The 24316-nt window shown below is 51.6% G+C and carries 21 protein-coding genes and 3 tRNA genes; 11 read left to right on the top strand and 13 right to left on the bottom strand.

The window, feature by feature from the left end; genetic code table 11:
- Positions 1-104: 104 nt before the first annotated feature.
- The 6 genes from O3682_RS06365 to O3682_RS06340 all read left to right on the top strand — a co-directional run bounded on the left by O3682_RS06365 (position 105) and on the right by O3682_RS06340 (position 7828).
- Positions 105-2303 (top strand): TonB-dependent hemoglobin/transferrin/lactoferrin family receptor, encoded by a 2199-nt coding sequence (locus O3682_RS06365; protein WP_371509091.1) that lies wholly within the window; start codon positions 105-107, stop codon positions 2301-2303.
- Between the two features lie 72 nt (positions 2304-2375).
- Entirely contained in the window at positions 2376-3167 is a 792-nt protein-coding gene (locus O3682_RS06360) for a heme/hemin ABC transporter substrate-binding protein (RefSeq protein WP_371509089.1), read from the top strand.
- Between the two features lie 142 nt (positions 3168-3309).
- Entirely contained in the window at positions 3310-4251 is a 942-nt protein-coding gene (locus O3682_RS06355) for a FecCD family ABC transporter permease (RefSeq protein WP_371509085.1), read from the top strand.
- Positions 4252-4297: 46 nt separating this feature from the next.
- Positions 4298-5023: an ABC transporter ATP-binding protein gene (locus O3682_RS06350; RefSeq protein WP_371509083.1), complete on the top strand. Its 726-nt coding sequence runs from the start codon at positions 4298-4300 to the stop codon at positions 5021-5023.
- A gap of 274 nt (positions 5024-5297) precedes the next feature.
- Positions 5298-7118, top strand: a complete 1821-nt coding sequence (hutW, locus tag O3682_RS06345; protein WP_371509081.1) for a heme anaerobic degradation radical SAM methyltransferase ChuW/HutW — start codon at positions 5298-5300, stop codon at positions 7116-7118.
- Between the two features lie 92 nt (positions 7119-7210).
- Positions 7211-7828, top strand: a complete 618-nt coding sequence (locus O3682_RS06340; RefSeq protein ID WP_250579994.1) for an NAD(P)H-binding protein — start codon at positions 7211-7213, stop codon at positions 7826-7828.
- Positions 7829-7982: 154 nt separating this feature from the next.
- Here O3682_RS06340 and aroG read toward each other — a convergent pair whose 3' ends face one another.
- The 13 genes from aroG to folD form a co-directional block, all read right to left on the bottom strand.
- Positions 7983-9026 carry a 3-deoxy-7-phosphoheptulonate synthase AroG gene (aroG, locus tag O3682_RS06335; protein WP_070584580.1) on the bottom strand — a complete coding sequence of 348 codons (1044 nt, stop codon included), beginning with the start codon at positions 9024-9026 and terminating at the stop codon, positions 7983-7985.
- Between the two features lie 279 nt (positions 9027-9305).
- A complete protein-coding gene (locus O3682_RS06330; RefSeq protein WP_371509080.1) occupies positions 9306-9983 on the bottom strand; it encodes a TIGR02117 family protein in 678 nt (225 codons plus the stop codon).
- 208 nt (positions 9984-10191) lie between these two features.
- On the bottom strand, positions 10192-11688 hold the full coding sequence (locus O3682_RS06325) for a subtype B tannase (RefSeq protein WP_371509116.1): 1497 nt from the start codon (positions 11686-11688) through the stop codon (positions 10192-10194).
- A 288-nt stretch (positions 11689-11976) separates the two neighbouring features.
- Positions 11977-13452, bottom strand: a complete 1476-nt coding sequence (locus tag O3682_RS06320) for a surface lipoprotein assembly modifier (protein ID WP_371509079.1) — start codon at positions 13450-13452, stop codon at positions 11977-11979.
- 156 nt (positions 13453-13608) lie between these two features.
- Complete coding sequence (locus O3682_RS06315) at positions 13609-13980, bottom strand: hypothetical protein (protein ID WP_371509078.1); 372 nt, start codon at positions 13978-13980, stop codon at positions 13609-13611.
- 172 nt (positions 13981-14152) lie between these two features.
- Complete coding sequence (locus O3682_RS06310) at positions 14153-14848, bottom strand: M48 family metallopeptidase (RefSeq protein ID WP_371509114.1); 696 nt, start codon at positions 14846-14848, stop codon at positions 14153-14155.
- A 65-nt stretch (positions 14849-14913) separates the two neighbouring features.
- Entirely contained in the window at positions 14914-15645 is a 732-nt protein-coding gene (locus O3682_RS06305) for a lysophospholipid acyltransferase family protein (protein ID WP_371509076.1), read from the bottom strand.
- 71 nt (positions 15646-15716) lie between these two features.
- Entirely contained in the window at positions 15717-16295 is a 579-nt protein-coding gene (gmhB, locus tag O3682_RS06300; RefSeq protein ID WP_070584588.1) for a D-glycero-beta-D-manno-heptose 1,7-bisphosphate 7-phosphatase, read from the bottom strand.
- Between the two features lie 21 nt (positions 16296-16316).
- Positions 16317-17378 (bottom strand): glycosyltransferase family 4 protein, encoded by a 1062-nt coding sequence (locus O3682_RS06295; RefSeq protein ID WP_371509112.1) that lies wholly within the window; start codon positions 17376-17378, stop codon positions 16317-16319.
- On the bottom strand, positions 17375-17848 hold the full coding sequence (locus tag O3682_RS06290; protein WP_371509075.1) for a DUF7832 domain-containing protein: 474 nt from the start codon (positions 17846-17848) through the stop codon (positions 17375-17377). The genes O3682_RS06295 and O3682_RS06290 overlap by 4 nt, the downstream gene beginning before the upstream one ends.
- Positions 17849-17941: 93 nt before the next feature.
- Positions 17942-19183, bottom strand: coding sequence for an aromatic amino acid transporter (locus O3682_RS06285; protein WP_371509073.1), 1242 nt, complete (start codon positions 19181-19183; stop codon positions 17942-17944).
- 129 nt (positions 19184-19312) lie between these two features.
- Positions 19313-20386 carry an AI-2E family transporter gene (locus tag O3682_RS06280; RefSeq protein WP_371509072.1) on the bottom strand — a complete coding sequence of 358 codons (1074 nt, stop codon included), beginning with the start codon at positions 20384-20386 and terminating at the stop codon, positions 19313-19315.
- An 84-nt stretch (positions 20387-20470) separates the two neighbouring features.
- The gene (gene folD / locus O3682_RS06275; RefSeq protein ID WP_371509071.1) at positions 20471-21322 is read right to left on the bottom strand and encodes a bifunctional methylenetetrahydrofolate dehydrogenase/methenyltetrahydrofolate cyclohydrolase FolD; all 852 of its coding nucleotides are present in this window, start codon (positions 21320-21322) and stop codon (positions 20471-20473) included.
- A 201-nt stretch (positions 21323-21523) separates the two neighbouring features.
- Here folD and O3682_RS06270 point away from each other — a divergent pair.
- The 5 genes from O3682_RS06270 (at position 21524) to O3682_RS06250 (ending at position 24316) form a co-directional block, all read left to right on the top strand.
- A tRNA-Pro gene (locus O3682_RS06270) sits at positions 21524-21601 on the top strand.
- Positions 21602-21628: 27 nt separating this feature from the next.
- Positions 21629-21705, top strand: a tRNA-Arg gene (locus tag O3682_RS06265).
- 9 nt (positions 21706-21714) lie between these two features.
- A tRNA-His gene (locus tag O3682_RS06260) sits at positions 21715-21790 on the top strand.
- Between the two features lie 262 nt (positions 21791-22052).
- Complete coding sequence (locus tag O3682_RS06255) at positions 22053-22559, top strand: adenylyltransferase/cytidyltransferase family protein (protein ID WP_371509110.1); 507 nt, start codon at positions 22053-22055, stop codon at positions 22557-22559.
- The gene (locus O3682_RS06250) at positions 22556-24316 is read left to right on the top strand and encodes a bifunctional biotin--[acetyl-CoA-carboxylase] ligase/type III pantothenate kinase (RefSeq protein WP_371509069.1); all 1761 of its coding nucleotides are present in this window, start codon (positions 22556-22558) and stop codon (positions 24314-24316) included. Before O3682_RS06255 ends, O3682_RS06250 begins: the two co-directional genes overlap by 4 nt.

Here is a 24316-nt window from a genome sequence, read left to right as displayed (position 1 = left end):
ATCGGGCTTTTCAGACGGCCTTTTGTTCATATCTTAAACTTGCAAAAACTGTCTGTTTGTTTTATAAATGCAAACCATTATTATTCAAATGATAGGGTTATGTAATGAAAAAGAAAGCGATTGCCTGTGTAATAGGGGCGGTTTTTTCTGGACAGTTATATGCGGCTCAGATGCCGGTGGCTCAGGCAGAAATAGAGCCTGTGGTGGTCACGGCTGACCGTAATGCGCAAACCTTGGATAAAGCCGCGCCGAATGTGTCGGTTATCGGACGCAAAACCTTGAATCAAGCCTCAGCACAGAATTTGGACGATATCGTGATGTATGAATCCGGCGTCAGCGTGCCGTCAGACAACAACCGCCGCGGTCATGCGGGTATCAATATCCGAGGCATAGACGGCAACCGCATTCTGATGATGGTGGACGGCGTGCGCATTCCTGAATCTTATGCAGGTGGCGGCTCCAACGGCGCGATTTCGGGACGCGATATGGTCGAAAGCGACACGCTCAAGCAGGTCGATATTGTCAAAGGCCCTTATTCCGCGCTGTACGGCAGCGACGCGCTCGGCGGTGTGGTGAATATGGTGACGCTTTCTCCGAGTGATTTTGTCGATGAAGGCAAACGCGGTTATTTTGGGCTGAAACACGGCTACCGCAGCCGCGACCGCAGCCATGGCGTAACGGCGACTGTGGCAGGTTTCCATGAAAACGCCGAAGGTCTGCTGATGCTGACGCGCCGCCAAGGGCACGAAACGGAAAACATGGGCAGCGATACCAGCTACTCGACTGCGCGTACTGCTACCAACCCGCAGAAAAACAATGCCTACAATATCTTGGCGAAAGGCAATATCGGCAACGAACGCCACCGCTTGGAAACTTTGTACGAACAGTATTACCACGCCAACGATACCGTATTGGCAAACGGCTTGGGTTCGCAATCGCGCGGGCCGGTAACCATCGCAACATCTGAGAGCAACGCCCGCGACCGCATCCGCCGTCAACGTATCGAAGCGGGCTACCGCTACACTGGCGAAGGCCGTCTGAAAGAAGCCAACCTGACTGCCTATCAGCAAAAACTGCGTACGGAAGACGATGCTGTCGATGCGAGCATTACGCGTATGGGCGCGCGCCAATTAGGTAATTCGACCCGTTATTCCGACTACGGTTTCAATCAGACCATACGCGGGCTGAACGGGCGCGGCGTGTGGGAGTTTGACGGCGCGGTCAAACAAACTGTCGTTGCCGGTGCAGAATACAAACATACCGAGACCGCCCGTCCGCGCGACAGCCTGACAGTGGACAATCTGACCGGCGCCGTCAGCAAAGTTTATGCAGGCAGCACCTATCCGAATAAAACCTTCCCCGACAGCAAGCGCAAAACGTTCAGCGTTTACGCACAAGACAGCCTAACCTTCGGCAACGGCATCGTCCTAACTCCGGCCTTACGTTACGAAAAAGACAAGCTGAACACGTCGACCGACCAAGCCTATCTCAATGCCAATCCCAGCGGAACGGCGACGCGCTTCAACGATTCCGCGCTTACACCCAGCCTGCGCCTGAGTGTGCCGATGGGTGAGCAGTTCACCGGTTTTGCCACTTATTCCCAAGGCTTCCGCACGCCGCCGTTTGACAGCGCGACCATGGCGTTTGCCAATACGACCTACGGCTATGCCGTCATCCCGAATGCCAACCTCAAATCCGAACGCTCCAACAGCTTTGAATTGGGGATGAAATTCAAAAACGAACGCGCCCGTGCGCAAGTCACCGCGTTCTACAACCGTTACCGCAACTTCATCAACCGCACTGAAATCGGTACCTCCACTGTTGGCAGACGCCCGATTATCCAGTACCAATATCAAAACCTTGATCACGTCAAAACCTACGGTGCTGAAGCTTCTGCCGCCTACAAATTCCTGCCGGGCTGGCAAGTCTCCGGCAGCATCGCTTGGATGCGCGGTGAGCAGCAGGACGGCAAACCGTTGGATTCCGCTTATCCGCTCAACGGCGTTTTGGGTTTGGATTACACTCAGGAAAAATGGGGTGTCGGCACCAAGCTGCGCTGGTCGAAAAAACACAGCCGCGTCAGCAGCGATACTGTTTTCCAAGCGCCGGGTTATGGCGTATGGGATGTCGGCGCGTGGTACAAGCCGTTTAAAAACCTCGAAATCGGCGCAAACATCTACAATGTCGGCAACAAAAAATACTGGCAGCACGCCGACGTTGCCGGCATGAGCCGTACCAGTGTGATGGACTTGTACACCGAAACCGGCCGTAATTTCGCCGCAACCGTACAACTGAAGTTCTAATGTGATTCAACCGTTTTCAGACGGCCTGAGAAAGCGAGCAGGCCGTCTGAAAGTATTCGACAAGGAAAAACAATGAAACTCAAACTTCTCCTGCTTTCCGCGCTTATTTCGTTGGCCGGCACTGCACACGCGCAACGCATCGTCGTGTTGACCCCCGATACGGCAGACATCGTTGCCGCGCTCGGCGCATTGGACGAAATCGTCGGCCGCGATCAGACCGTTCAAAATCCGGCGTTGAAAAACAAGCCCAGTATCGGCATTCATCGCCGCCTGACGGTTGAACCGATTGTGGCCGCCAAACCCGACATTGCCATCGGTTCATGGATGGCGCAGCCTGCCGATATTTTTTCCCACCTGCAAAAAGCAGGCATTAAAGCCGTCAATGTTGCGCCCGATGACAGCATCGCCGCCTATCCGCAAAGTATCCGCAACATTGGTCAGCTTATCGGCAAAAGCGCGCAGGCGGACAAGTTGGCAAGCAAGTGGCAGGCGGATATGAAACAGCAGCCTTCCAGCGGCAAACGCTACCTCTTCAGCTACGACGGGCGCATCGTATCGGGCAAAAATACTGCCGCCGACGAAATCATCCGCCGTGCCGGCGGTATCAATGCCGCAGCCGCCATTGACGGCCTCAAACCTATGACGCGTGAGGCATGGATTGCGGCCAAACCCGACATCATCATTATTGCCGACCACAACACCGCCATGATAGGCAACGTCAAAACCTTTGCCGCACGCCCCGAAATCGCCGGCTCGCCTGCCGCGAAAAACGGCAAGATTTATTTGTGGAAGGCCAACGATATGTTCCGTTACGGACTGGATACGCCGCAAGTGATTCAGCGTTTGCACGGTTTGGCGAAATAAACGCACCTGTTTTGAAATCCCTGCCCGATTTTTGTTTTCAGACGGCCTTGATTTGTTCCTTCTTGTTGAGTAGGAAGCAAAATGGTTGTCTTAAAAATGCCGTCTGAAACTGTCCCTCAATCCGCTTGAACCGCATGATGTCATGAAACCGCATATCCTTACCCTTTGCCTGCTGCTTACTGCCGCCGCTGTTTATTTGTGCTGCGGCATCGGTTTTGGCGCGTGGGAGTCGCCGTTGGCGATGGATGAAACCGTCCGCCAAATTCGTTTACCGCGCATCTATACCGCGCTTTTGGTCGGAGCCGGTTTGTCCGCTTCGGGGGCGGCATTGCAGGCTTTATTTGAAAACCCGCTGGCCGATCCGAGTTTGATTGGGACATCGGGCGGGGCGGCCTTGGGCGTGATTGTGTTATTGGCTCTAGGCGGTGGTGCGATGGGTGTGCCGGCGGCGGCTTTTCTCGGTGCATTGGGTGTGTGCCTGCTGATTTTGGCGGTGCACAAACTGCTCGGCGGGGGTACTTTGGGATTGCTGGTGTTGGGTTTTGTGTTGAGCGCGTTTTCGGGCGCGGTGGTCAGCATGATTTTGTTTTTATCTGATGATTTAGTATTGCGCAGCGCGACCACATGGCTGTCGGGCAGCCTTGCCGAAGCCGGTTTCTCATCGCCTGTCGCGGCAATCGCGGTCATGTTGCCCGGTTTTCTGATTTTGCTGTCGGCAGGCAGGCGGCTGGACGTTTTGATGACGGGGGAAGACACGGCTGCCAGTATGGGGGTATCAGTTGGGGCATTGCGTGTGCAAACCGTAATCGGCGCGGCATTGATGACGGGGGCGGCGGTATCGCTTTCGGGCATCATCGGTTTTCTCGGCATGATGATCCCCAATGTGCTGGCGCAAGCCGTCGGCGGCAGCCGCCGCAAACTGATTGCGCTGTCGGCTTGGTTGGGCGCAGTGTTTTTGATGGTGGTGGACGGAGCGGCGCGCTGGCTGACATACCCTGTCGATCTGCCGGTCGGTATCGTGATTGCCTTATTGGGCGGACCATTTTTTATGTATTTGTTTATCAAGCCTTTGAAAAGCCGTTGATGCCTAGACAGGCCGTCTGAAACTTCATTGCCCCATATCTTTTGCCATGCATACCTTATTTCAAATCTGTAATCTTTCCGTCCGCGTCCAAGACAAAACCCTGCTTGAAATTGATCAACTGGATATACCTTCGGGCATGACCGTCATTATCGGTCCGAATGGTGCGGGCAAATCCACTTTGCTGCGGGCCTTAATCGGGCAAACAGGGCAGGGGGGAATCACGCTTTTCGGTGAGGCCGTTGCGCCGCAAATCCGCGCGGGCAGGGTGGCATGGGTCGGGCAGCATGGCCGTTACAACATGCCGATGACCGTACGCGAATACATTACGTTGGCGTCATTCGTACAAAAAGGCCGTCTGAACCATGAATGGGCGGACGAGTTGCTCGATTATTTTGATTTGACGGCATTGGCGGATAAGCGCATCGGCAAGCTCTCAGGCGGTGAACAGCAACGCGCCAACATCATCCGCGCCCTGTTGCAAAACGCGCCGGTCTTGCTTTTGGACGAACCGTGCAACCATCTCGATATCCGCCACCAACACCGCCTGATGCAGTATTTGGTCGGGCATTCAAACCGTGCCTCATCAATAATGGTATTGCACGATTTGAACCTCGCCGCGCGTTATGCGGAACATATTATTTTGATGAATGAGGGAAAAGTCGTTGCATCAGGCAAGGTGGGAGAAGTGATGCATCCCGACTTGCTTGAATCGGTTTACGGTTGGCAGATACGCCGTTGCGAAGATGAGGCAGGGTTTTATTTCAGAAGCTGAGCGCCAACAGGCCGTCTGAAAAACGATAAATAAAATTTATTTTATCGTTCAAAAATAAAACGAGATGGGAGGATGTTCCCGACTTGAAGAACCAAATTTTGCGCATTTCACAAGTAAAATGCCGATTTTCATCAAATAGAAATACATTTTATTATTTATAGAATACAATATTTTAAAATAATACTAATTTTTAATTACGCAAAAATATTGACAAGAAAATGATGATGGTTATTTAATATATAAATCTTATTAATAATTTTTATTAATCATTATCATGGTACAGCAGCTTGTTTGGACTCCGAAACAATCCGCGCCCAAGGCATTTCCCGAACGTCAGGCATTAATGCCGGTTTGGGGCGGCGTTCCAATGCCGCGTCCCCAGTGGCAGAACATTTGGAAGAAAAAGCTTCCCCATGCCACCGATGTGGACGCGCTTGCTTATCTGCATATTCCATTTTGCGCCAACCATTGCGTTTTTTGCGGCTTCTACCGCAATGCGTGGAAGGACAGCCAAAGCAGCGTGTACACCGACAAAATTATCGAAGAAATGGCCGCTGAAGCCGAAGTCCGTACAGGAAAGGGCAAAATCCGAGCCGTTTATTTCGGGGGCGGTACGCCCACCGCGTTGCTTACGGAAGACCTCGTCCGCCTGATTCGTGCCTGCTACCAATATTTGCCTCTTGCCGAAGATTGCGAGTTCACCATTGAAGGGCGCATGAGCCATTTCGATTTAGAAAAAGCACAGGCTTGTCTCGAAGCAGGGGCCAACCGCATTTCCATCGGCGTGCAAACCTTCAATACCGCCATCCGCCGCCGTCTCGGCCGCAAACACAGCGGCGACGAGGCGTTTGAATATTTGGCAAAATTGTGCAAACTCGATGCCGTGATTGTGGCCGATTTGATGTTCGGCCTACCCAATCAAACCGATGAAGTTTGGCAAAACGATATCGCCCGCGCCACCGAGCTGCCGCTGTCTGGTTTGGATACGTACGCGTTCAACCTTTATCCCATGCTGCCCATCAACCGCATGATTGAAAAAGGCGCATTTCCGACACCGCCAGGTTTCGATATTCAGGCAGACCAATATGCCTACACGGTTGAAACACTGCTGGAAAAAGGCTGGGAACAGGTCAGCAACAGCCACTTCGCCTATCCCGGCCGTGGCGAGCGCAACCGCTACAATACCCTGATCAAATCCGATATTTCCTGTTTGGCTTTCGGCTCCGGCGCAGGCGGTAACTTCGGCGGTTTCAGCTATCAGGTGCAGGGCGATTTGGAAAGCTATCTCACCACGCCGAAAGGCGAGAAAAACATCGCATTTATGAGCGGCCATAGTCCAAATAAAGCACTTCTCAGCAAAGTCCAGCACGATATTGAAACAGGCCGTCTGAATCCATTATTGTTCGACGGCAACAAAGCAGCGCAAAAGCTGATTGCTCAATGGCAGGAAATGCAGCTTTTTAAAGAACCTGATTCAGACGGCCTGATCCGTTTGAATACCAGCGGCCGTTATTGGTCGCCCACTCTTATCCGCAAACTCATGCTCACTCTTCCGACTCAAGAAAAGGATCAAACCATGCAAAAACTTTCAGCCGAACAACAAACCATGTTGCGCCAATCATTAGAAAAAAATCCCGGCCAAGTACTGGAGATGCTGGCAGCGCAAAACCAATGCAGTTTTGAAGACGTTATCCGCTGCCTGCCTGAAGAGAACGTGCGCCAAACCGAAGGCAGCCGCATTGTCGAAATCCTCCAAGCCATCGCAGCATGGAATGAATCCGTGACCTTCATCGCCCACACCCCCGATGCCATCGTCGAAGTCAGCGGCAAACTGCCAAACGGCAAAGTCGGCCGCGGTTTCTACAACTTTGACCATCCTGAAACCGACGGTGGCGTACACGGCCACATCTACTATGAAAACTGCGCCTCCATCTACCTTTTGGAACGCCCGTTCATGGGTAAAGCCACTTGCTCGCTCAACTTTATTAACCGCAACGGCGGCGCCATGTTTAAAATTTTCGTCGGCCGTGATGAAGCAGGCGAGTTGAAACAACATCAAATCGAAGCCATGCGCAAATTGTTTGATGCCGCTTAAACGGTTTCAGACGGCCTGAAAATCCGTTCCTTGTTGCATAGAGGAGCGGATTTTCTAACAATAAACATCTACCATACAAAGGAATCTCAAACATGCAACTCATCTTCGGAGCCAACGGCCCGTCCGGCCGCGCCTATATCCGCACATTGACTGACTCAGCCGATACCGTCGCCGTATTGAGAAGGCCGTCTGAAGACAGCTTTTTTGCCGAACACAATATTCAAACCGTCGTCGCCGATGCGCTTGATGCCGACGCACTCGATAAAGCGTTGGCACAATACCGTCCCGATACCGTGATCAGTTTTGTCGGAGGCAAAAACGAAGAGGGTATCCGCAGCGATGCGCTGGGCAATATCAACATCATTGCCGCTACGAAAGCCGCTAATCCGCAAGCCCGCTTTGTACTGATTACCAGCATGGGCTGCGGTGAACAATGGGACATGATGAGCGAGCCGTTCAAACAGGCACTCGGCGAAGCTGTCCGTGCCAAAACGGAAGCCGAAATCTATCTCAAACAAAGCGGTTTGAATTGGACTATCTTGCGCCCCTGCGGCCTTGCCGATGGCGAAGATAATGCCTATACCTTGACACAAAATGCCCAAGAAATTCCGCAAAAATACATGACGCGCAACGGCTTGGCCGCTGCCGTTGCTGCCATTGTCGGCCAAGCGGACAGCAAGGGCGAAACGTATAGCGTTGGTGCGGCATAAACGGATTGAGTAGGCCGTCTGAAACTGTCTTTTAATTGTTTCAGACGGCCTGATTTTTTAACATACTGTTTTTATTATAAACTTTAGCAAAGAAATCAAAATAACAGGCATAATAAAGACCGGAACATATCCGGTCTTTTTAATGGTTTCGCACTTATGCTTGGTAACCTTTCGCTTCGGCAAGCAGGGCCAGCAATTCTTCAGTCGTATCCCAACCGATGCAGGCATCCGTAATACTTTGACCGTAAACTTCAGGCTTGTCTTGACGGCCTTCAACCAAATGGCTTTCCACCATCACGCCCATGATGTTTTCTTCACCGGCTTTCAGCTGCGCCGCAACATCGCGAGCTACATCCATTTGTTTGCGGAAGTCTTTACGGCTGTTGGCATGACTGCAGTCCACCATCAGTTTGCTGCTCACGCCGGCTTTTTGAAGCTGCGCAACCGCGTCTTTAACGTGCTCCGCGCTGTAATTAGGCTCTTTACCGCCGCGTAAAATCGCATGGCAATCAGGGTTGCCGCTGGTGTGGACAATCGCGGAATGTCCGGCTTTGGTTACAGACAGGAAGTGGTGCGGATGATTGGCGGCACCGATGGCGTCGATGGCGATTTTTAGATTGCCGTCCGTACCGTTTTTAAAGCCGACAGGGCAGGAGAGGCCGCTGGCCAATTCGCGGTGTACCTGGCTTTCAGTCGTACGCGCACCAATCGCGCCCCAAGAAATCAGGTCGGCGTAGTATTGCGGCGTAATCATGTCCAAGAATTCAGTCGAAGCAGGCATGCCCATTTCGTTCAAAGTCAGCAACAACTGACGCGCTTGGCGCAGGCCGTAGTTGATGTCAAACGTACCGTCCAAGTGCGGATCGTTAATCAAACCTTTCCAGCCAACGGTTGTACGCGGTTTTTCAAAATACACGCGCATCACAATCAGCAACTCTTTCTCATATTTTTTGCGCAAGGTCAGCAATTTTTGCGCATATTCTACCGCCGCCTTAGTATCGTGAATCGAGCATGGGCCGATGATAACCAGCAAACGGTTGTCGCGGCCGTGAACCAAATCCGAAATCTCATGACGTGTTTTATAAACTAAATTGGCAACCTGAGGCGTAACAGGCAGCTCATACAAATGTGCGATTGGAGGGAGTAACTCTTTGACTTCCTTGATCTTAATATCGTCGGTAGGGTGGTGTTGGGACATGATGAACTCTCTTGTTTATTTTTGATACAGGTTACAGGTTTTAGCAGAATTAAACAAGGCTTAGTTTTTTGTTTTAGCAATTTTATTCTAAAATTTCTTTATTTTAATTATTTTATAGAATTTAAAATCAGTTTATTTGTTTAAATTAATATTTAATGCTATTTAAAAATTTCATTTATATAATAAAGGGCTTTGAGTTTTTATCAAAATACAGGCCGTCTGAAAATTTCAGACGGCCTGAAGTTTTACATAGACCAAAAAAATTGAGAAGCGTGGAGACTATCGGTATTGTTCCAGCAAGGGCGAAGAAAAAGGAGTCCAATAAACGCCTTTCAGACCGCTTTCCACCAATTTGTCATTCAGCCAAGTGTTACAAGTATTGAATAAATGATAGCGCCCTTTGGCTTCGTAAAAAGCATCGTTAGACTGATGATGGACTCCTTTTAGTAAGATGGTTTGCCCATTTTTTCGTTGAAAATCGGCCAAGAGCGATTTTGTTAAATTCCTGTATTGCTCAGGCGTGACTAAAAATTTGACGACGTGGCTATTTTCTCGTGGTTCAAAAGGATAATAAGTAACATGAATCAGCGTACGGTTCAGCCCGCTTAATGCTCCTAAAGCATTGGAGAACGTTAAATCTTTCCATTCAGGCGTGTATAAATAAAAATTGCGCTCCCCCCAGCCTAAACCGATATGCGTTATTTGAGGATCAGCAGTGAGCGTGTCTTTTGGATTAACGACATCCGACCAATCAAAAATATCATTCTTCAACGGCATGACTACATCAGTATGCACGCCGTTACTGACTAAAAATAAAGTAATTTCCCCTTTGGGCTGCTCTTCATTAAGCGGCAATGAAGCCATCATCCAAGCAGACAAAAAATACAATAGGGCAAAAATAGGGATAATCAACGCTATTTTACTGATTTTCTTGAGGATGTGGAGAAAGGAGCGCATTCGTTTCTTAAAGGCGATTAAGTTTGAGGGTGAGTATTTTCTATTAAATTTGTACTTTTTTCATTAGAAATGAGAGTGTGGTATCTTACGACCAATGATAAAAATGATTGTTGAATTTGAATACAAAAGGCCGTCTGAAAATGTTCAGACGGCCTTTCTTTAATTAAAACAGGATACCAAATCTCATCTCAATCTATGTTGTGGACGCTTATTTTGCAGCGCTGCTGACCTGTTTCATCCAGGCAAACAGTTCGTCCAAGTCATAATCGCCGCCGTGGCCGACATCCCAAGGCAGGGCGTAGTCAACGGTTTGGCCGTTGTTTTGAAGTTTGGCGGCTAAGACGGCGGAGACTGCCAGTGAGGTGTCGCGGTCGTTGGTGCCGACGCGGATGCGCCAGTTTTGCGGCAGGTTTACGCCTGGTTTGCCGATGTAGTTGAGCGGGTTCATGATTTTGATGGTTTCTTCGTCCGCGATTTCGGCGTTGGCGGCGGTGTTGTGTTGCATAGAGAACGCGGTGAAGTGTCGTTTATCGACGGTATCGGTGCCGAAAAGCTGGTTTTCGCCTGCGCTTAAATCTACGCCGTCAAAGGCCGGTGGTGTTTTTTGGCGGCCGGCGGCTTTGGCGTAGGCATCAAAATCGACGGAGACGACTTTGCCTTTGCGGACGGTCAGCCAAGTGCGGTCGCTCAGGTCTTTGCCTGCATCAAGTTGGGCTTGTGCGGATTGGGCAAGTAAACCGGCAATATGGTTTTTAAAGCTGCCGTTGCCTTGGGCATCCAGCGTCAGGGGTTTGCCTTCAGGGGATTTCAGGTTCAGGCTGTTGAGGTATGCGGGGTATAGGGGTTTGAGGAGGTCGGACAGTTTTTTCTCGTCATCGGTCAGTGTGCCTGCGACCAGCTCGCGTTTGACGCGGTAGTCGAGCATGGAAATGTTCATTTTTTTGTAGTCGTTGATACCGTTGAACTGCCATTCGTAAGCCATATCGGCATGGTCCAAATCGGTAATCGGGCAGTATGCGGATACGGCGAAAACTTTGTCGCTGCTGTCTGCCGCACCTAAGGCTTTGAGGTGGTTTGCGTAATCTTTTTGGTCGGCTGTTGCGCCTAAGAGGGCGGACATCGCGCCGCCTGCGCTTGTGCCGTTGGAAATGATTTTTTCGGCATCGCCGGGCATGACTTTGTCGTTTGCTTTCAGGTAACGGACGGTGGCTTTCAAATCGACAATGGCGGCAGGTGCTTTGCCGGTGGGTTCTGTTCGGCCGCGTACGCCAGGGGAGGCGACGACGTAGCCTTTGGAGAGGGCAACCAGGGCGGCGTTAGGCGATTTTTGGCCGTCTTCAGGCTCGCCGCGTTTGCCTTCTAAAGCAGGTTTGCCCGGTTCGGCCGGCATATAGCCGCCGATTTGGTTGGGCAGGAAAATCGGTGCGGTTTCGGCGTTGAAACCGTCTATCTCGCCGCCGTTGTAATAGGCTTCGGGTACATAAATATTGATGATTTCGTAACGGGTATCGACAGGATTGCGGACGTAAACCACGCCTTCGTAAGCGCGGAATTTGATGGCTTGACCGTTCACTTCGATGCTTTGTTCCGTGTATTTTTGTTTGGAGAAGTCTAGGTCGTAGGTGTCTGCGGTTTTGACGGAAGCGCAGGCGCTCAATCCCAGCGCGACAGAAACAGATAAGAGGGTTTTGTTTAGGGCGTTCATCATCATACTTTCTGAAGAGGTAAGCGGATATGATAACGAATACTAAGGCCGTCTGAAACGCTAAGTCGGGTTTCAGACGGCCTGATTTTTTTGTAACGTTATGTAGTGTTGTACGTTACGTTGTAAAGTAATATGAGCTTAAGTTTCATCTATTTGATAAATATGAATTTAATGAGGCGTTATACCTTAAAAAATCTATTTATCCGGTATCCGTAAAAGTTTGAATCTGTCTTGTAAATAAGTATGCAGGACAGGCATTTTTGCTTTATTTACAGATTGGTTTACTTCTCAGAACGTTTTGCTCAATTCGACAAACATTTTAGTTTTGCCGTATTCGTAGAACTTGTCATTGCTCCATGTTTTGTTGTGGGCAATAGTCAGGCGCGGTGTGATGCCTTTGAAATGGAGGGCGCGGTGCCATACGCTCAGGGAGGCGGAGGCTTCTTTGTCGCGGCGGTTTTGTTCGTTGCTGAAGAAGCTGGGGGCTTGGTAATGGCGTTGGGCGGCGCTGAGGCGTAGGACGGTGGAGAGGCCTTTGGGCCATTCTTGTCCCCATGTGGTGCGCAGGGCGTAGCGGTTGAAGCTGTCGCTTTTGTCGTCGCGGTTGCGTTCGCGGTAGAGGTCGATACCGGCTACCCAGTATTGGCGCGCGTTGCGGTAGTACACGATGGAGTTGCTGAGCAGTTGGCTGGTGTTGTTGGAATGCTCGCGGCGGCCGTTTTTCAGACGGCCTGCTTCAAATGCGCTGAGGGTTTGCAGCTTGGGTTGCCACCAATGGTTGTAGTGGAGGCGTGCGCCGTTGGTGTAGGTGTAGGGGTCGTTGCCGTAGAAGCGGCGTTCATGGAACGGGGTCATGCCGATATCGTTGCGCTGGTCGGCATAGCCGATGCCTGCCGAAAAGCGTGTGGTGAGGTCGTTGTAGTTGGTGTGTTTGGGATAGATTTTGCCGTAATGGTCTGCGCCTGCCGTGGCATAGAAGCCGCGGGGCAGCGACCATTTTTTTTCTGCGCCGATTTGGTAATGGATGGCAGTGGCATCGATGGGTTCGGGGAATGTCCAGCCTCGGAAGCAGTCGTCGTCGGGATAGGCAAGGCGCACGGCGCGGCATTGTTCATCGCTCAGGTGGTTGCCCAGACGGCGTTGGCCGGGGGCTTGGTTTATGTTTTGTTCGCGCGTGATGTTCAGGCCGGCGTTGAATTGCCATGAGTCGCGTTCGCGCAGGGCTTTGCGGTAGGTTTCGATGCGTTCTTGCAAGGCAGGGGGGAGGGATTCGGTTTGCAGTTTGTCAAACTGGTCGGCCGCGGCTTCGTTTTGTTTGTCTTCAAATAAGGCGGTTGCAAGCTGCCAGCGGACGGCAGAAGCTTCGGGTTGCTCGGCGATAAAGCGGCGGTAATGGTCGACGGCTTCGGCGGCGCGCCCTTCGGATTGGGCAAGCAAACCTTTAGCATAGCGTGCCATGGCGCGGTCGTGCTCTGGCCATTGTTCGTAAATGGGCAAAACGGCTTTGATGCCGGGGATATTGTGGGCGACGACGGCAGAATACATGGCGCGTGCCAGTAATTCGGTGTTGGCAAGCAGGGTATCGGCATCGACGTTGATGATTTTTTCAGACGGCCTGTTTGTCTGCTCGGCAGGAATGTTGTGCGTTTCAGGTTGTTGGGGTTCGGCAGTGTTGACTTGAAGCTCGGGTTTTACGTCAGGCGGCACATCGGCGGCGTGAAGGGAAAGGGGAAGGATGGCGAGGAGGAGCAGACGTTTTTTCATGGCAATGTTTGGGATGTTATCGGTATAAGTGGGCAGATTGTACAATGTTTTGAGTCGGAAATTTTACAAACCGAGTGCCATTATATCTGATAAAGACGACAAAAGGCCATCTGAAACCCGATGGGATTTCAGACGGCCTTTATTTGCGAGTCGGATTTAGTTTTGGTCCAAGTCCAAATCGGCTTTGTATTCGATACGGCCTTGGCCTTTGTCTTCGATGGAAACGTCCAGCTCTTGTTTGCCGCGTTTGAATTTCAGATCGGCATCGTCGTGTTTGATTTCAGACTCAACCACATGGAAACCTTTGCTACGCGCGTGGGCGATCACTTTTTTGGCCAAGGAAGGAATGGAATTACGTTGGCCGGAAAGTTCGGCTTTGTATTCAAATTCGCCATTGCCTTGATGATCGGCTTTGATGGTGTGCGCGCCATCTGGACGGTAAATTTCGGAAGGCAGCGGGGAGGCGAATGCCGTGGCGGAGAAAAGAGCCAAAATGCCGGTGGCCAGTAACGATTTTGCTTTGGTCATCGGTTTTCCTTTCTGAAAAGGGTTTTGAGAACGACATCATCTTATCGGCATGCCTGAGGGGGCGGCAAGCGGATAAACCTGATTTTACGCGCGGCTACATGATTTGTTTGGAGGACGTTGATTCTTTGCTTTGGGCTGGTGTTTGCTTGCAGAAAAATGCTGCTGGAAAGACTTAGCCGAGGTGGAATAATTCGCCGCTGTGCGCCTTCAGCCATTGTTTGGCTTGGTCGACATGTGGTGTGAGCGAGTGGGTCAGTGCCCAAAATGCAGGGCTGTGGTCGGGATGGCGCAGGTGGGCGAGTTCGTGCAGGCAGACGTAGTCGGCGACATATTCGGGCGCACCGATGAGCCGCCAGTTGAGGCGGATGCCGGTAGTGTGGCGGCAAACGCCCCAGAAGGTTTTGGCGTTGGAAAGGGAAATGGCGCTCGGGGTCAGGCGGGTGGTTCGGATATGGCCTTCGAGGCGCGGCAGCAGATACTCGCGCGCACGCTCGTGCAGGAAGCGGCGCAAATGGGTAAGTTGGGTAGTGGTTTCTTTTTCGGGCAACAGGATTTCAGACGGCCTGAGTTGGATGTGGTTTGCTGTGTGGACGGACAAGGCCGTCTGAACGCCTTGATACCAAATCCATTCGGGAAGTGAGTCGGTGGGTGTTTGTCGGGCCGGTGTTTTGTTTAGGGTACGGCGTAGGAGGGCTTCGTTGTCGTTCAGCCATTGGGTAAAGGTGCGCTGGGTAACAAACGGAGGGATGTTGATGCTGACGGTATCGGCGGAAACGGGGCGCAAGATGAGGTTTTTCTTGGCACTGCGTTTGAGCTGGATATGAATGGTGAGGCCGTCTGAAAGGGTGTGGGTATGGAGGCGTGGCATGATGTTGAGAAAAATATTGGACGGCATGGAAAGGGTGGGTATAGCGGCCCACTCGATGGAATGATTTATTTGGTTTTGGGCGCGAACGGGCCTTGTCCGGTAATCAGGGGCTGTTGGCTTTCGATCCATTGCTCGCATTGGGCCATGAGTTCGGCTTCATTGCCGTTGTTGTGGGCAATGGGTTTGCCGATGATGACGCTGACCGTGCCGGGGCATTTGAGGAAGGAGTTGCGCGGCCAAAACTCGCCGCTGTTGAGCGCGACGGGGACGATGTCCATCTCAAACATTTTTGCCATGCGCGCGCCGCCGAGCTTGTAGCGGCCTTTTTTACCGGGCGGCAGGCGTGTGCCTTCGGGGAAAATGGTAATCCAATAGCCTTCGTTTTTACGCGCAAGACCTTGTTCTAAAAGTTGTTTGTTGGCTTCGCGGCTGTTGCTGCGGTCGATGCCGATGGTTTTAACCAGCTTCAAGCCCCAGCCGAAGAAAGGGATTTTGAAAAGTTCGCGTTTGGCAACATAGACTTGCGGCGGAAAAATCTCTTGCAGGGCGAGGGTTTCCCAGCCGCTTTGGTGTTTGGCGCAAATGATGGCAGGGCGGTCGGGAATGTTTTCCGCACCGTTTAAGGTGTAGTTCAAACCGATGACGTGCTTGAGCGACCAGTTGAGGATACGCACCCAAACTTGCGCCATTTTGTGCGCGCCGCCTTGGAAGGGCAGGGCAAGCAGCATAAAGGGGAACAGCAAAATAATGCTGGAGGAAAGGATGAACCAGTAAATCAGGTTGCGGATAATCAGCATATCGGGGAAAAGTCTGTCGTTTGAAGGCCGTCTGAACGCCGTTGTCGGCTGGTTTCAGACGGCCTTGTCGTTTATAGGATGGCTTGTGCGGCTTCTTCGATTTGTGTGTTTTCACGCATGATGTATTGCGAGAAAGCCAGCAGGTTGTCGAAGACTTGGGTGTGTTCGGGCAGTTCTTGTTCGTGTTTGGCCAGCGTTTTTTTGCCTTTGCCGGTCAGGACGAGCGCGGATTTGCCGCCTGCGGCATCAATGGCTTGCAGGTCGCGCAGGCTGTCGCCGACCAGCCAGGTTTCGGCGGCATTGGCCTTGAAGCGTTCGATGATGTCGATAATCATGCCGGGCTTGGGTTTGCGGCATTCGCAGTTGTCGGCGGCAGTGTGCGGGCAAAACCATATGCCGTCGATGGTGCCGCCTGCTTGAACGGCAAGGCGGTGCATTTTCGCGTGCATTTCGGTCAGGTCTTGCACGGTAAAGTATTTGCGGCCGATACCGGATTGGTTGGTGGCCACGGCGATGGTGTAGCCTGCCTGAGTTAAAAAAGCGATGGCATCCATGCTGCCTTCGATGGGAATCCATTCGTCAACGGATTTGACGAAATCGTCGCGGTCTTGATTGATGACACCGTCGCGGTCGAGGATGATGAGTTTCATGGTGTTCCTAAAATATTGTTTTCAGACGGCCTTCAACATATTGAGAGTCTGGTCGATATGATGCGTTAAGGTGGGATTATAGGTTAATGCCTGCATAGGAGAGGTAATTTTGTGTTTTCCCTGTTGTTTGAGAGAAACCGCTTGAGTGATGGCTTGTGCCAGTGTTTCTGGGTTTTGACGTGAGAAAAAGAAGCCTGCATTTTTGTTCATGACTTCGGTACATGCCATATTGTCGGAGAAAACAACTCGGGTTCCGCACAAAATAGATTCTATGCCAACCAGTCCGAATGGTTCGTATAGTGATGCCATGATAGTGAAGTCAGCAGCTCGGTAAAGTTCAGGCATATTTTTGCAGAAACCAAGCTCAATAACGTTGTTCATTGGTCGAGGTAAGGACGATCCAGCAACAGCTAGTTTGATGGGTAAATCGGTATGCTCGAAAAATTCTGCTAATAAATCCAAACCTTTTCGGGTGTGTCCGGTTGATGGAAATAGGAAAATAGTTTCGTCGTCTTTAAATCCGTATCTCGCACGAGTTGCAGGAATTTCTTCCGGTTTGGTGTAGAAGCGTGCAGTATCGGCAGGTGGATGGATAACACGGATTTTTTCAGAAGGCACTCCATAGAGGTTGATCAACTCGTGTTGCATTAGGTGTGAATGCGCCATGATCAATTTTGCTGTTGAGTAGTTGGTACGGTTACGCCGAATGATGAGTCTATCAAGTAAGTTTGGGGTTTTACCTATGTTGTGCAGGTAACCTAAGTGTGTACCGCCGCAGACAAAGATATCAGCATAATCACTGGGATTGCAGGCAATAAGGGGAATATTTCTGTTTTGCCGAAGCTTGGCCAATTGCATACTGAAGAAAAAAGGGCGCAACTTTTTTGGAATCTTTTTTTGATTGACGTGATGCGTATCAACTTGGCGGTATTCAGGAACCGTTGTATCGATTTGTGCAGCAAAGACTGTAGGTTTGAGGCCGTGTGCGCTTAAACCACGGACAAGGTCGAAGGTGTAGCTTTCCATGCCTCCTCCTGGACGGAAGCAGTTAATAGCAATGTCGATAGAATAGTTCGGCTTCATTGTGTGGATTCTTTCGAATATTTTTCTGCTTTCAAACTGCTTTGCCATTTTTCAAAGGCCGTCTGAAAAACGGGTGTCAGTTTGGAGAAGGTTTCCGGGGTGTTTTTGACGTGGTAGAAGCCGCCGAGCGAGGGTGTGTCGAGGGCGAGGACGTAGTCTTCCATAAATGCGCCGTAGCCGTCTTCTTCGTCGGTGTAGTAGAACTCGGTAAACCGTTGGCCGAGTTCGGTAAAGTCGTCCGCCGTTAATGCGCCGTCCATGTGTTTGAGCAGGAAGTGCCGTCCGCTGATTTTGCCTGCAGTCATGGCGGCGAAGTCGGCTGCGGTTTCGGGGGCGGTTTGCCATACGGGGTTGACGAGGCCTGCCTGCGCCGCCCACTGCCAGTACATGCCGATATGGGTGGCGGCGTTTTCGGGTGGGAGCTGGTCGGGATAGTCTTCGTCGAGATGGAAGCGGATATTGTCGTACATGGACGGTGTTCGTTGGGGGAAAGGGGGTATTGTAGCGGAAAATAATGAATTAGGCCGTCTGAAAGAGGGTGTTTCAGACGGCCTTAAGGGAATTTAACCTTTAAATACAGGGACAAGTTCCATTTGGCTCAGTATTTGGGCGGCAATGTTGATGATGCCGAAGAGGAAGACCCAAACCATCAACCAGAATCCGCCGTAAACTTTGTAGTTTTTGCCGGCGCCGAATTTATGGCGCGAGCGGTAGAGCAGCATGGCGGGGATGATGCCTGTCCAGATGGTTGCGGCTAGGCCGACGTAGCCGATGGCGGTAACGAAGCCGGTAGGGAAGAGCAGGCAGGAAATCAAAGGCGGCAGGAAGGTCAGTGCGGCGGTTTTGGTGCGGCCGGAGATGCTGTCGTTCCATTTGAAGATGTCGGCAATGTAGTCGAACAGGCCGAGCGTTACGCCGAGGAAGGACGTTGCGATCGCCATGTAGGAGAACAGGGTCAACACTTTGTCCATATTGCCGGTTTGGGCGAACTTGGACAGCGTTTCGATCAGGACGGAAACTTGGCCTTCGGCGGCGATAACCGGGGCGAACTCGCTGCGCGGCAGGTTGCCTTGGATGGCGATTTGCCAGAGGACGTAAATCACCAAGGCAATCAGCGTACCCGACCACAGGGATTTGGCCACTTTGGGCGCGTCGCCTTTAAAGTATTTGAGCAGGCTGGAAACGTTGCCGTGGAAACCGAATGAGGCAAGGCAGACGGGAAGGGCGGTGGCGACATAAATCCAGTAGCTGGTGCCGGCAGGGGCTTGGGTGTCGAACAAGATAGGCATTTTGGCATCGGCAATCAGGCCGCCGGTTGCCCAAATAAAGGTCAATACCATGCCGCCGATGAGGATGCTGGTGAAGCGGTCAACCAAGCGTGCGGATGCCCAAACGCAAAAGGCGAGAATGCCGAAGAAGACGAGTTGGCCGACGGTGAGCGAGATTTCGCCGCCTACCGCGCTGCCGATGCCTTTGGCGGTCAGGTCGCCGCCGACGAAGATGTAGGCGTAGGTGAGCAGGTATAAAACGAAAGCGACGGCAATGCCGTTGATGACGTTCCAAGCCGGGCCGAGCAGGTCTTTAACCATGGTGTCGAAGCTGGCGCCGTGCGGATAATGGGTGTTGACTTCCAAAATCATCAGGCCGCTGGAGAGCATGGAAAACCAGGTGTACAGCAACACGACCAGCGAGCCGGCAAACCATACGCCGGAAGTGGCGGTCGGATTGGCAAGCATGCCTGCGCCGATAATCGTACCGGCGATAATCATCGCTCCGCCGAATAGGGAAGGGGTTTTGGTTGACATTGTTTATCTTTCTTCTAGAAATGCGTGGCTGCCATTATGCCGTAAAGTGTAAGAAAAGGTAAAGCAAAGGCCGTCTGAAAACCCGATTGTCGTTTTCAGACGGCCTTTGATGTGTATAAATGCAACTGATCAAATCAATTTTCGCAGTTTCAATTCGTTTTTCAAATAGGCGTAATAAACCGGCGCGACGATGATGCCGCCGATGCCGAAAATGCGTTCAAAGACGACCATCGCCACCAGCAATTCCCATGCGCTGGATTCGATTTCCGAGCCGATGATTTTGGCGTTGAGGAAATATTCGAGCTTATGGATGACAACAAGGAAAACCAGTGATGCGAGTGCGACGTAAAGCGATGCGCCGAGGCTCAAAATAATGATGATGGTGTTGGAAATCAGGTTGCCCGCCACAGGAATCAGGCCGACGATAAAGGCGACGATCAGGACGGTCATTTTAAACGGCAGGTCAACGCCGAACAGCGGCAAAACCAAGTAGAGGTACAGGCCGGTCAGGAAGGTGTCGATCAGCGAGATTTTGACTTGGGCGAGGAATACGCGTTCAAAGCTGGTTTCAAAATTGACGATGCGTCGCATCAATTCGGCTTTAAACAGCGGCATTTTGTGGCGGTTTTTACGCATTTTCAGGCGGTGGAAGCTGAGCATGGCGCCGATGATGATGCCGATGAGGATATACACGAAGGACGTGATGCTGTTTTTACTGATGCGGGTCAGCGCGGCGCGGTATTCGTCAATCAGCTTGATTGCCGAGGCTTTGATTTCGGCCATATTGTTGGGCAGCATATTGAGAATGGCCGCAGGCAGGTCTTGGCTGTTTTTGGTGTCTTCCAAAATCGCCGCCAGCTTTGCCAACATAAAGCCGACATGGCCGCCGTGTATCAAGTGGTAAATGCCTAAAGACATCATTGTGATGATGCTGAACACGATGGCCAGCGTCAGCGTAGTGGAAATCAGGTTGATATTGTGCGCATTGAGCGATTTATGCAGCCGCGTGTTGCGCGGCAAAACACGGCGGCGGAGCTTGAGGATGACGCCGTTAGTGCGCGTAATAAAGATATAGGTCAGGATAACCGACAGCAGCAGCGGCAGCAAATGGTAGTGCAAGACAATCAGCAAGGCCAAGCCCATCAGGATATAGGAAGCGTTGCGGAAAGTCGGGTTGTCGGCGTGGGAAGAGAGTAAGGACATGTGAAGCCAATAAGGTAAAAAGCAAAAAAACAGGTCAGGCCGTCTGAAAAACCATGTTCAGACGGCCTAACTTAATGACAGCGATTAATCGTGCAATGAGGCCGCGTGTACCGTGTTTTCCAACAAAGTGGCAATCGTCATCGGGCCGACGCCGCCGGGAACGGGTGTAATCATGGAAGCGCGTTCTTTGGCAACATCAAATTCCACGTCGCCGCACAGGCTTCCGTCATCCAAGCGGTTGATGCCCACATCGATAACGACTGCGCCGGGTTTGACCCATTCGCCTTTAACGAAATTCGGAATCCCTACGCCGACCACCAAAATATCTGCGGCGGCAACTTCATCGGCAAGGTTTTGCGTGGCGCTGTGGCAAATGGTTACCGTCGCGCGGGACAGCAGCAATTCCAACGCCTGCGGGCGGCCGACAATATTGGATGCGCCGACGATGACGGCTTTTTTGCCTTTCGGGTCGATGCCGTAGGCTTCCAACAAAGTCATCACGCCTTTGGGTGTGCACGGGCGCATCAGCGGCATTTTGACGACCAGACGGCCGACGTTGTAAGGGTGGAAGCCGTCCACATCTTTATGCGGCTCGATACGTTCCAAAACCGCTTGGCTGTCGATGTGTGCCGGCAGCGGCAGTTGCACCAAAATACCGTCGACGGCAGGATCGCCATTCAATTCATCCACCAGTTTCAGCAAATCGTCTTGCGTGGTTTCAGACGGCAGCTCATAAGAGCGCGACTCAATGCCGCTTTTTTGGCAGGTCAGTTTTTTATTGCGTACATAAACCGCGCTGGCAGGGTCGTCGCCAACCAATACCACCGCCAAGCAAGGCGTGTGCAAACCTTTTTCCTGACGCGCTTTTACCGCCTGCGCGACCGCCTCGATGCGTTGCTGGGAGATTTTTTTTCCGTCTATAAGTTGTGCAGTCATGATTTTTCCTCCTCAATAGGGATAAATATTGCGTTTAAATTATCGCATTTTTCAGACGGCCTGACACAAAAGAGTAGCCCCGATTGTGAAGCATAAAAATAAATAACGATTAAAAATAATAAGATAATCAAAAAATGAAAAAATAAAGCAAAGCAGGTGTTGACCGGCTTGAAAAGGGTCTGTATAGTTCAGGTCTTCAGTCGGGGCGTAGCGCAGCCCGGTTAGCGCATCTGCTTTGGGAGCAGAGGGTCGTGAGTTCGAATCCCACCGCCCCGACCACAAAATTCTTAGCACGAATCGGCATGAGCGCCCGTAGCTCAACCGGATAGAGCACCGACCTTCTAAGTCGGGGGTTACAGGTTCGATTCCTGTCGGGCGTGCCAATTTTTACGGTGGCTGTAGCTCAGTTGGTAGAGCCCTGGATTGTGATTCCAGTTGTCGTGGGTTCGAGCCCCATCAGCCACCCCAGATGAAAGCCTGCATATTGTATGCAGGCTTTTTTCCGTTTATACCCGAATTCTACTTCAGATTTAATTGGGTTTCAAAAAAGTATTTATCAAACCGTTGTTTCATCATGGCATCGGCAAAAATGGCGTTTGCTGTGTTATCAAATATCAATGAATACGCAGTCAAGCCCGAATATTGTACCGTTCGGTATCTTTTTATGGCGTTTCGCCGTTATCATTTATAATACCCCGATTATTTTCTGTTTCATTCCCAAAGGAACCGCATCATGTCCGAATGGTCAGCTCCAGAATTTGAATCCAAAATTTGTCCGCCCGAAAAGCTGGCGGAGCGTTTGGCGGCATTGCCCCGTCCGCTGGTGTTTACCAACGGCTGTTTCGATATTCTCCATAGGGGCCATGTAACGTATCTGGCGCAGGCGCGATCGGCCGGTGCGGCTTTGGTATTGGCGTTGAATACCGATGCTTCGGTGCGCCGTCAGGGCAAAGGGGACGACCGTCCGATCAATCCTTTGGAAAACCGTGCGGCAGTGGCAGCAGCATTGGCCAGCGTGGATTTGGTCACATGGTTTGATGAAGATACGCCTGCCGCGTTGATTGAAATGGTCAAACCCGATGTGTTGATTAAAGGAGGCGATTGGCCTGTGGATAAGATTGTCGGTGCGGCCGAAACGTTTGTGCGTGGCGGCAAAGTATTTTCGATTCCGTTTTTACACCAGACTTCGACCACCAAAACGTTGGCGAAAATCCGCGAGGCCGGAGGAGGCGAATGACGGATTTGAACAGCCGCCATTGGACCTTGCTCGCTGCGCTTTCAGACGGCCTACCACAACACGTTTCTCAGTTGGCGCGCGTGGTCGGGATGAAGCCGCAACAATTAAACGGATTCTGGCAGCAGATGCCGGGCCATATCCGCGGTTTGCTGCGCCAGCACGACGGGCAATGGCGTTTGGTGCGCCCTTTGGCTGTGTTTGCCGAAGAATCTCTGCAACAAATGGCCGGAAAACAGGGTTTTCGTGCGCAGTTGAAACACGAATGTTCGTCCAGCAATGATGAAATCATGGCATTGGCGCGCCAGTCGGCAGATTTGGCTCATAAGGCCTTGTGCGTGGCGCATTTCCAAACCAAAGGACGCGGACGGCAAGGGCGAAGCTGGGTCAACCGACAGGGTGAATGTCTGATGTTCAGCTTGGGCTGGGCGTTTGACAAGCCGCAGTATGAGCTGGGTTCGCTGGCGTTGGTGGTGGCATTGGCTTGCCGCCGTGCGCTTGCCGATATCGGTTTGGACGTAAATATCAAATGGCCGAACGATTTGGTCGTGGCCAACGATAAATTGGCCGGTATTTTGATTGAAACGGCGCGGGTAGAGAATAAGACTGTCGCCGTAATTGGCATTGGCATTAATTTTGTATTGCCGAAAGAAGTTGAAAACGCCACTTCCGTGCAGGCCTTGTTTCAGACGGCCTCTAAGCAGGGCGTAAGTGTCAAAACTTTATTAAATGCAGTGTTGGCGCAACTTGATGCACTGTTGAACGAATACGCGCAAAACGGATTTGCGTCATGTATCGGCGAATACAATGCCGCCAACCGCGACACGGACAGGCCGGTGTTGCTGCTTCAGGAAGGACGCGTTGTACACGAAGGCGTAGTTAAAGGCGTGGATGCGCAAGGCGCGTTGCGTTTGCAGACGGATAAGGGCGAGAAAACGATTGTCAGCGGCGAGATCAGCTTGCGCCCGGATAACCGCCCGGCACAACCTGCCGTCGCCAAGCCGGAATGCTTTTTGCTGCTGGACGGCGGCAACAGTCAGTTGAAATGGGCATGGGTGGAGAACGGCACATTTTCCGAAGTCGGCCGCGCGCCGTATCGTGATTTGACCCAGCTGGGTGAAGAATGGCTGCAATTTGCCGATGAAGATGTGAAGATTGTCGGTTGCGCCGTGTGCGGTTCGGTAAAAAAAGCGATGGTGGAAGAACAATTAACCCGTCCGGTCGAATGGCTGTCTTCCATGCCGCAGGCTTTGGGTATCCGCAACCATTATCGCCGCCCTGAAGAACATGGTTCCGACCGTTGGTTTAATGCGCTGGGCAGCCGCCGCTTTACGCAAAATGCCTGCGTCGTCGTCAGCTGCGGCACCGCCGTAACCACCGACGCGCTGACGGAAGACAATCATTATCTCGGCGGCACCATCATGCCCGGTTTCCACTTAATGAAAGAGGCGATGGCGCTCAAAACCGCCAACCTCAACCGCCCCATCGGCAAGGTATATCCGTTCCCAACCACAACGCCGAACGCCATTGCCAGCGGCATGATGGATGCCGTTTGCGGCGCGTTGATGATGATGCATGGCCGTCTGAAAGACAAAACGGGCGAGGGCAAGCCGGTCGATATCATTATCACCGGCGGCGGCGCGGCCAGAGTCGTGCAGGCGCTGCCGGAGTCATTCGTTCATGACAATCAAGTGAAAATCGTCGATAATCTCGTGATTCACGGGCTATTGCATTGGATTGCCCATCGCAACGGACAATAA

Source organism: Neisseria sp. 27098_8_112, assembly GCF_041433235.1.
GTDB lineage: Bacteria > Pseudomonadota > Gammaproteobacteria > Burkholderiales > Neisseriaceae > Neisseria.
This window is presented reverse-complemented; position numbering and strand designations above follow the sequence as displayed.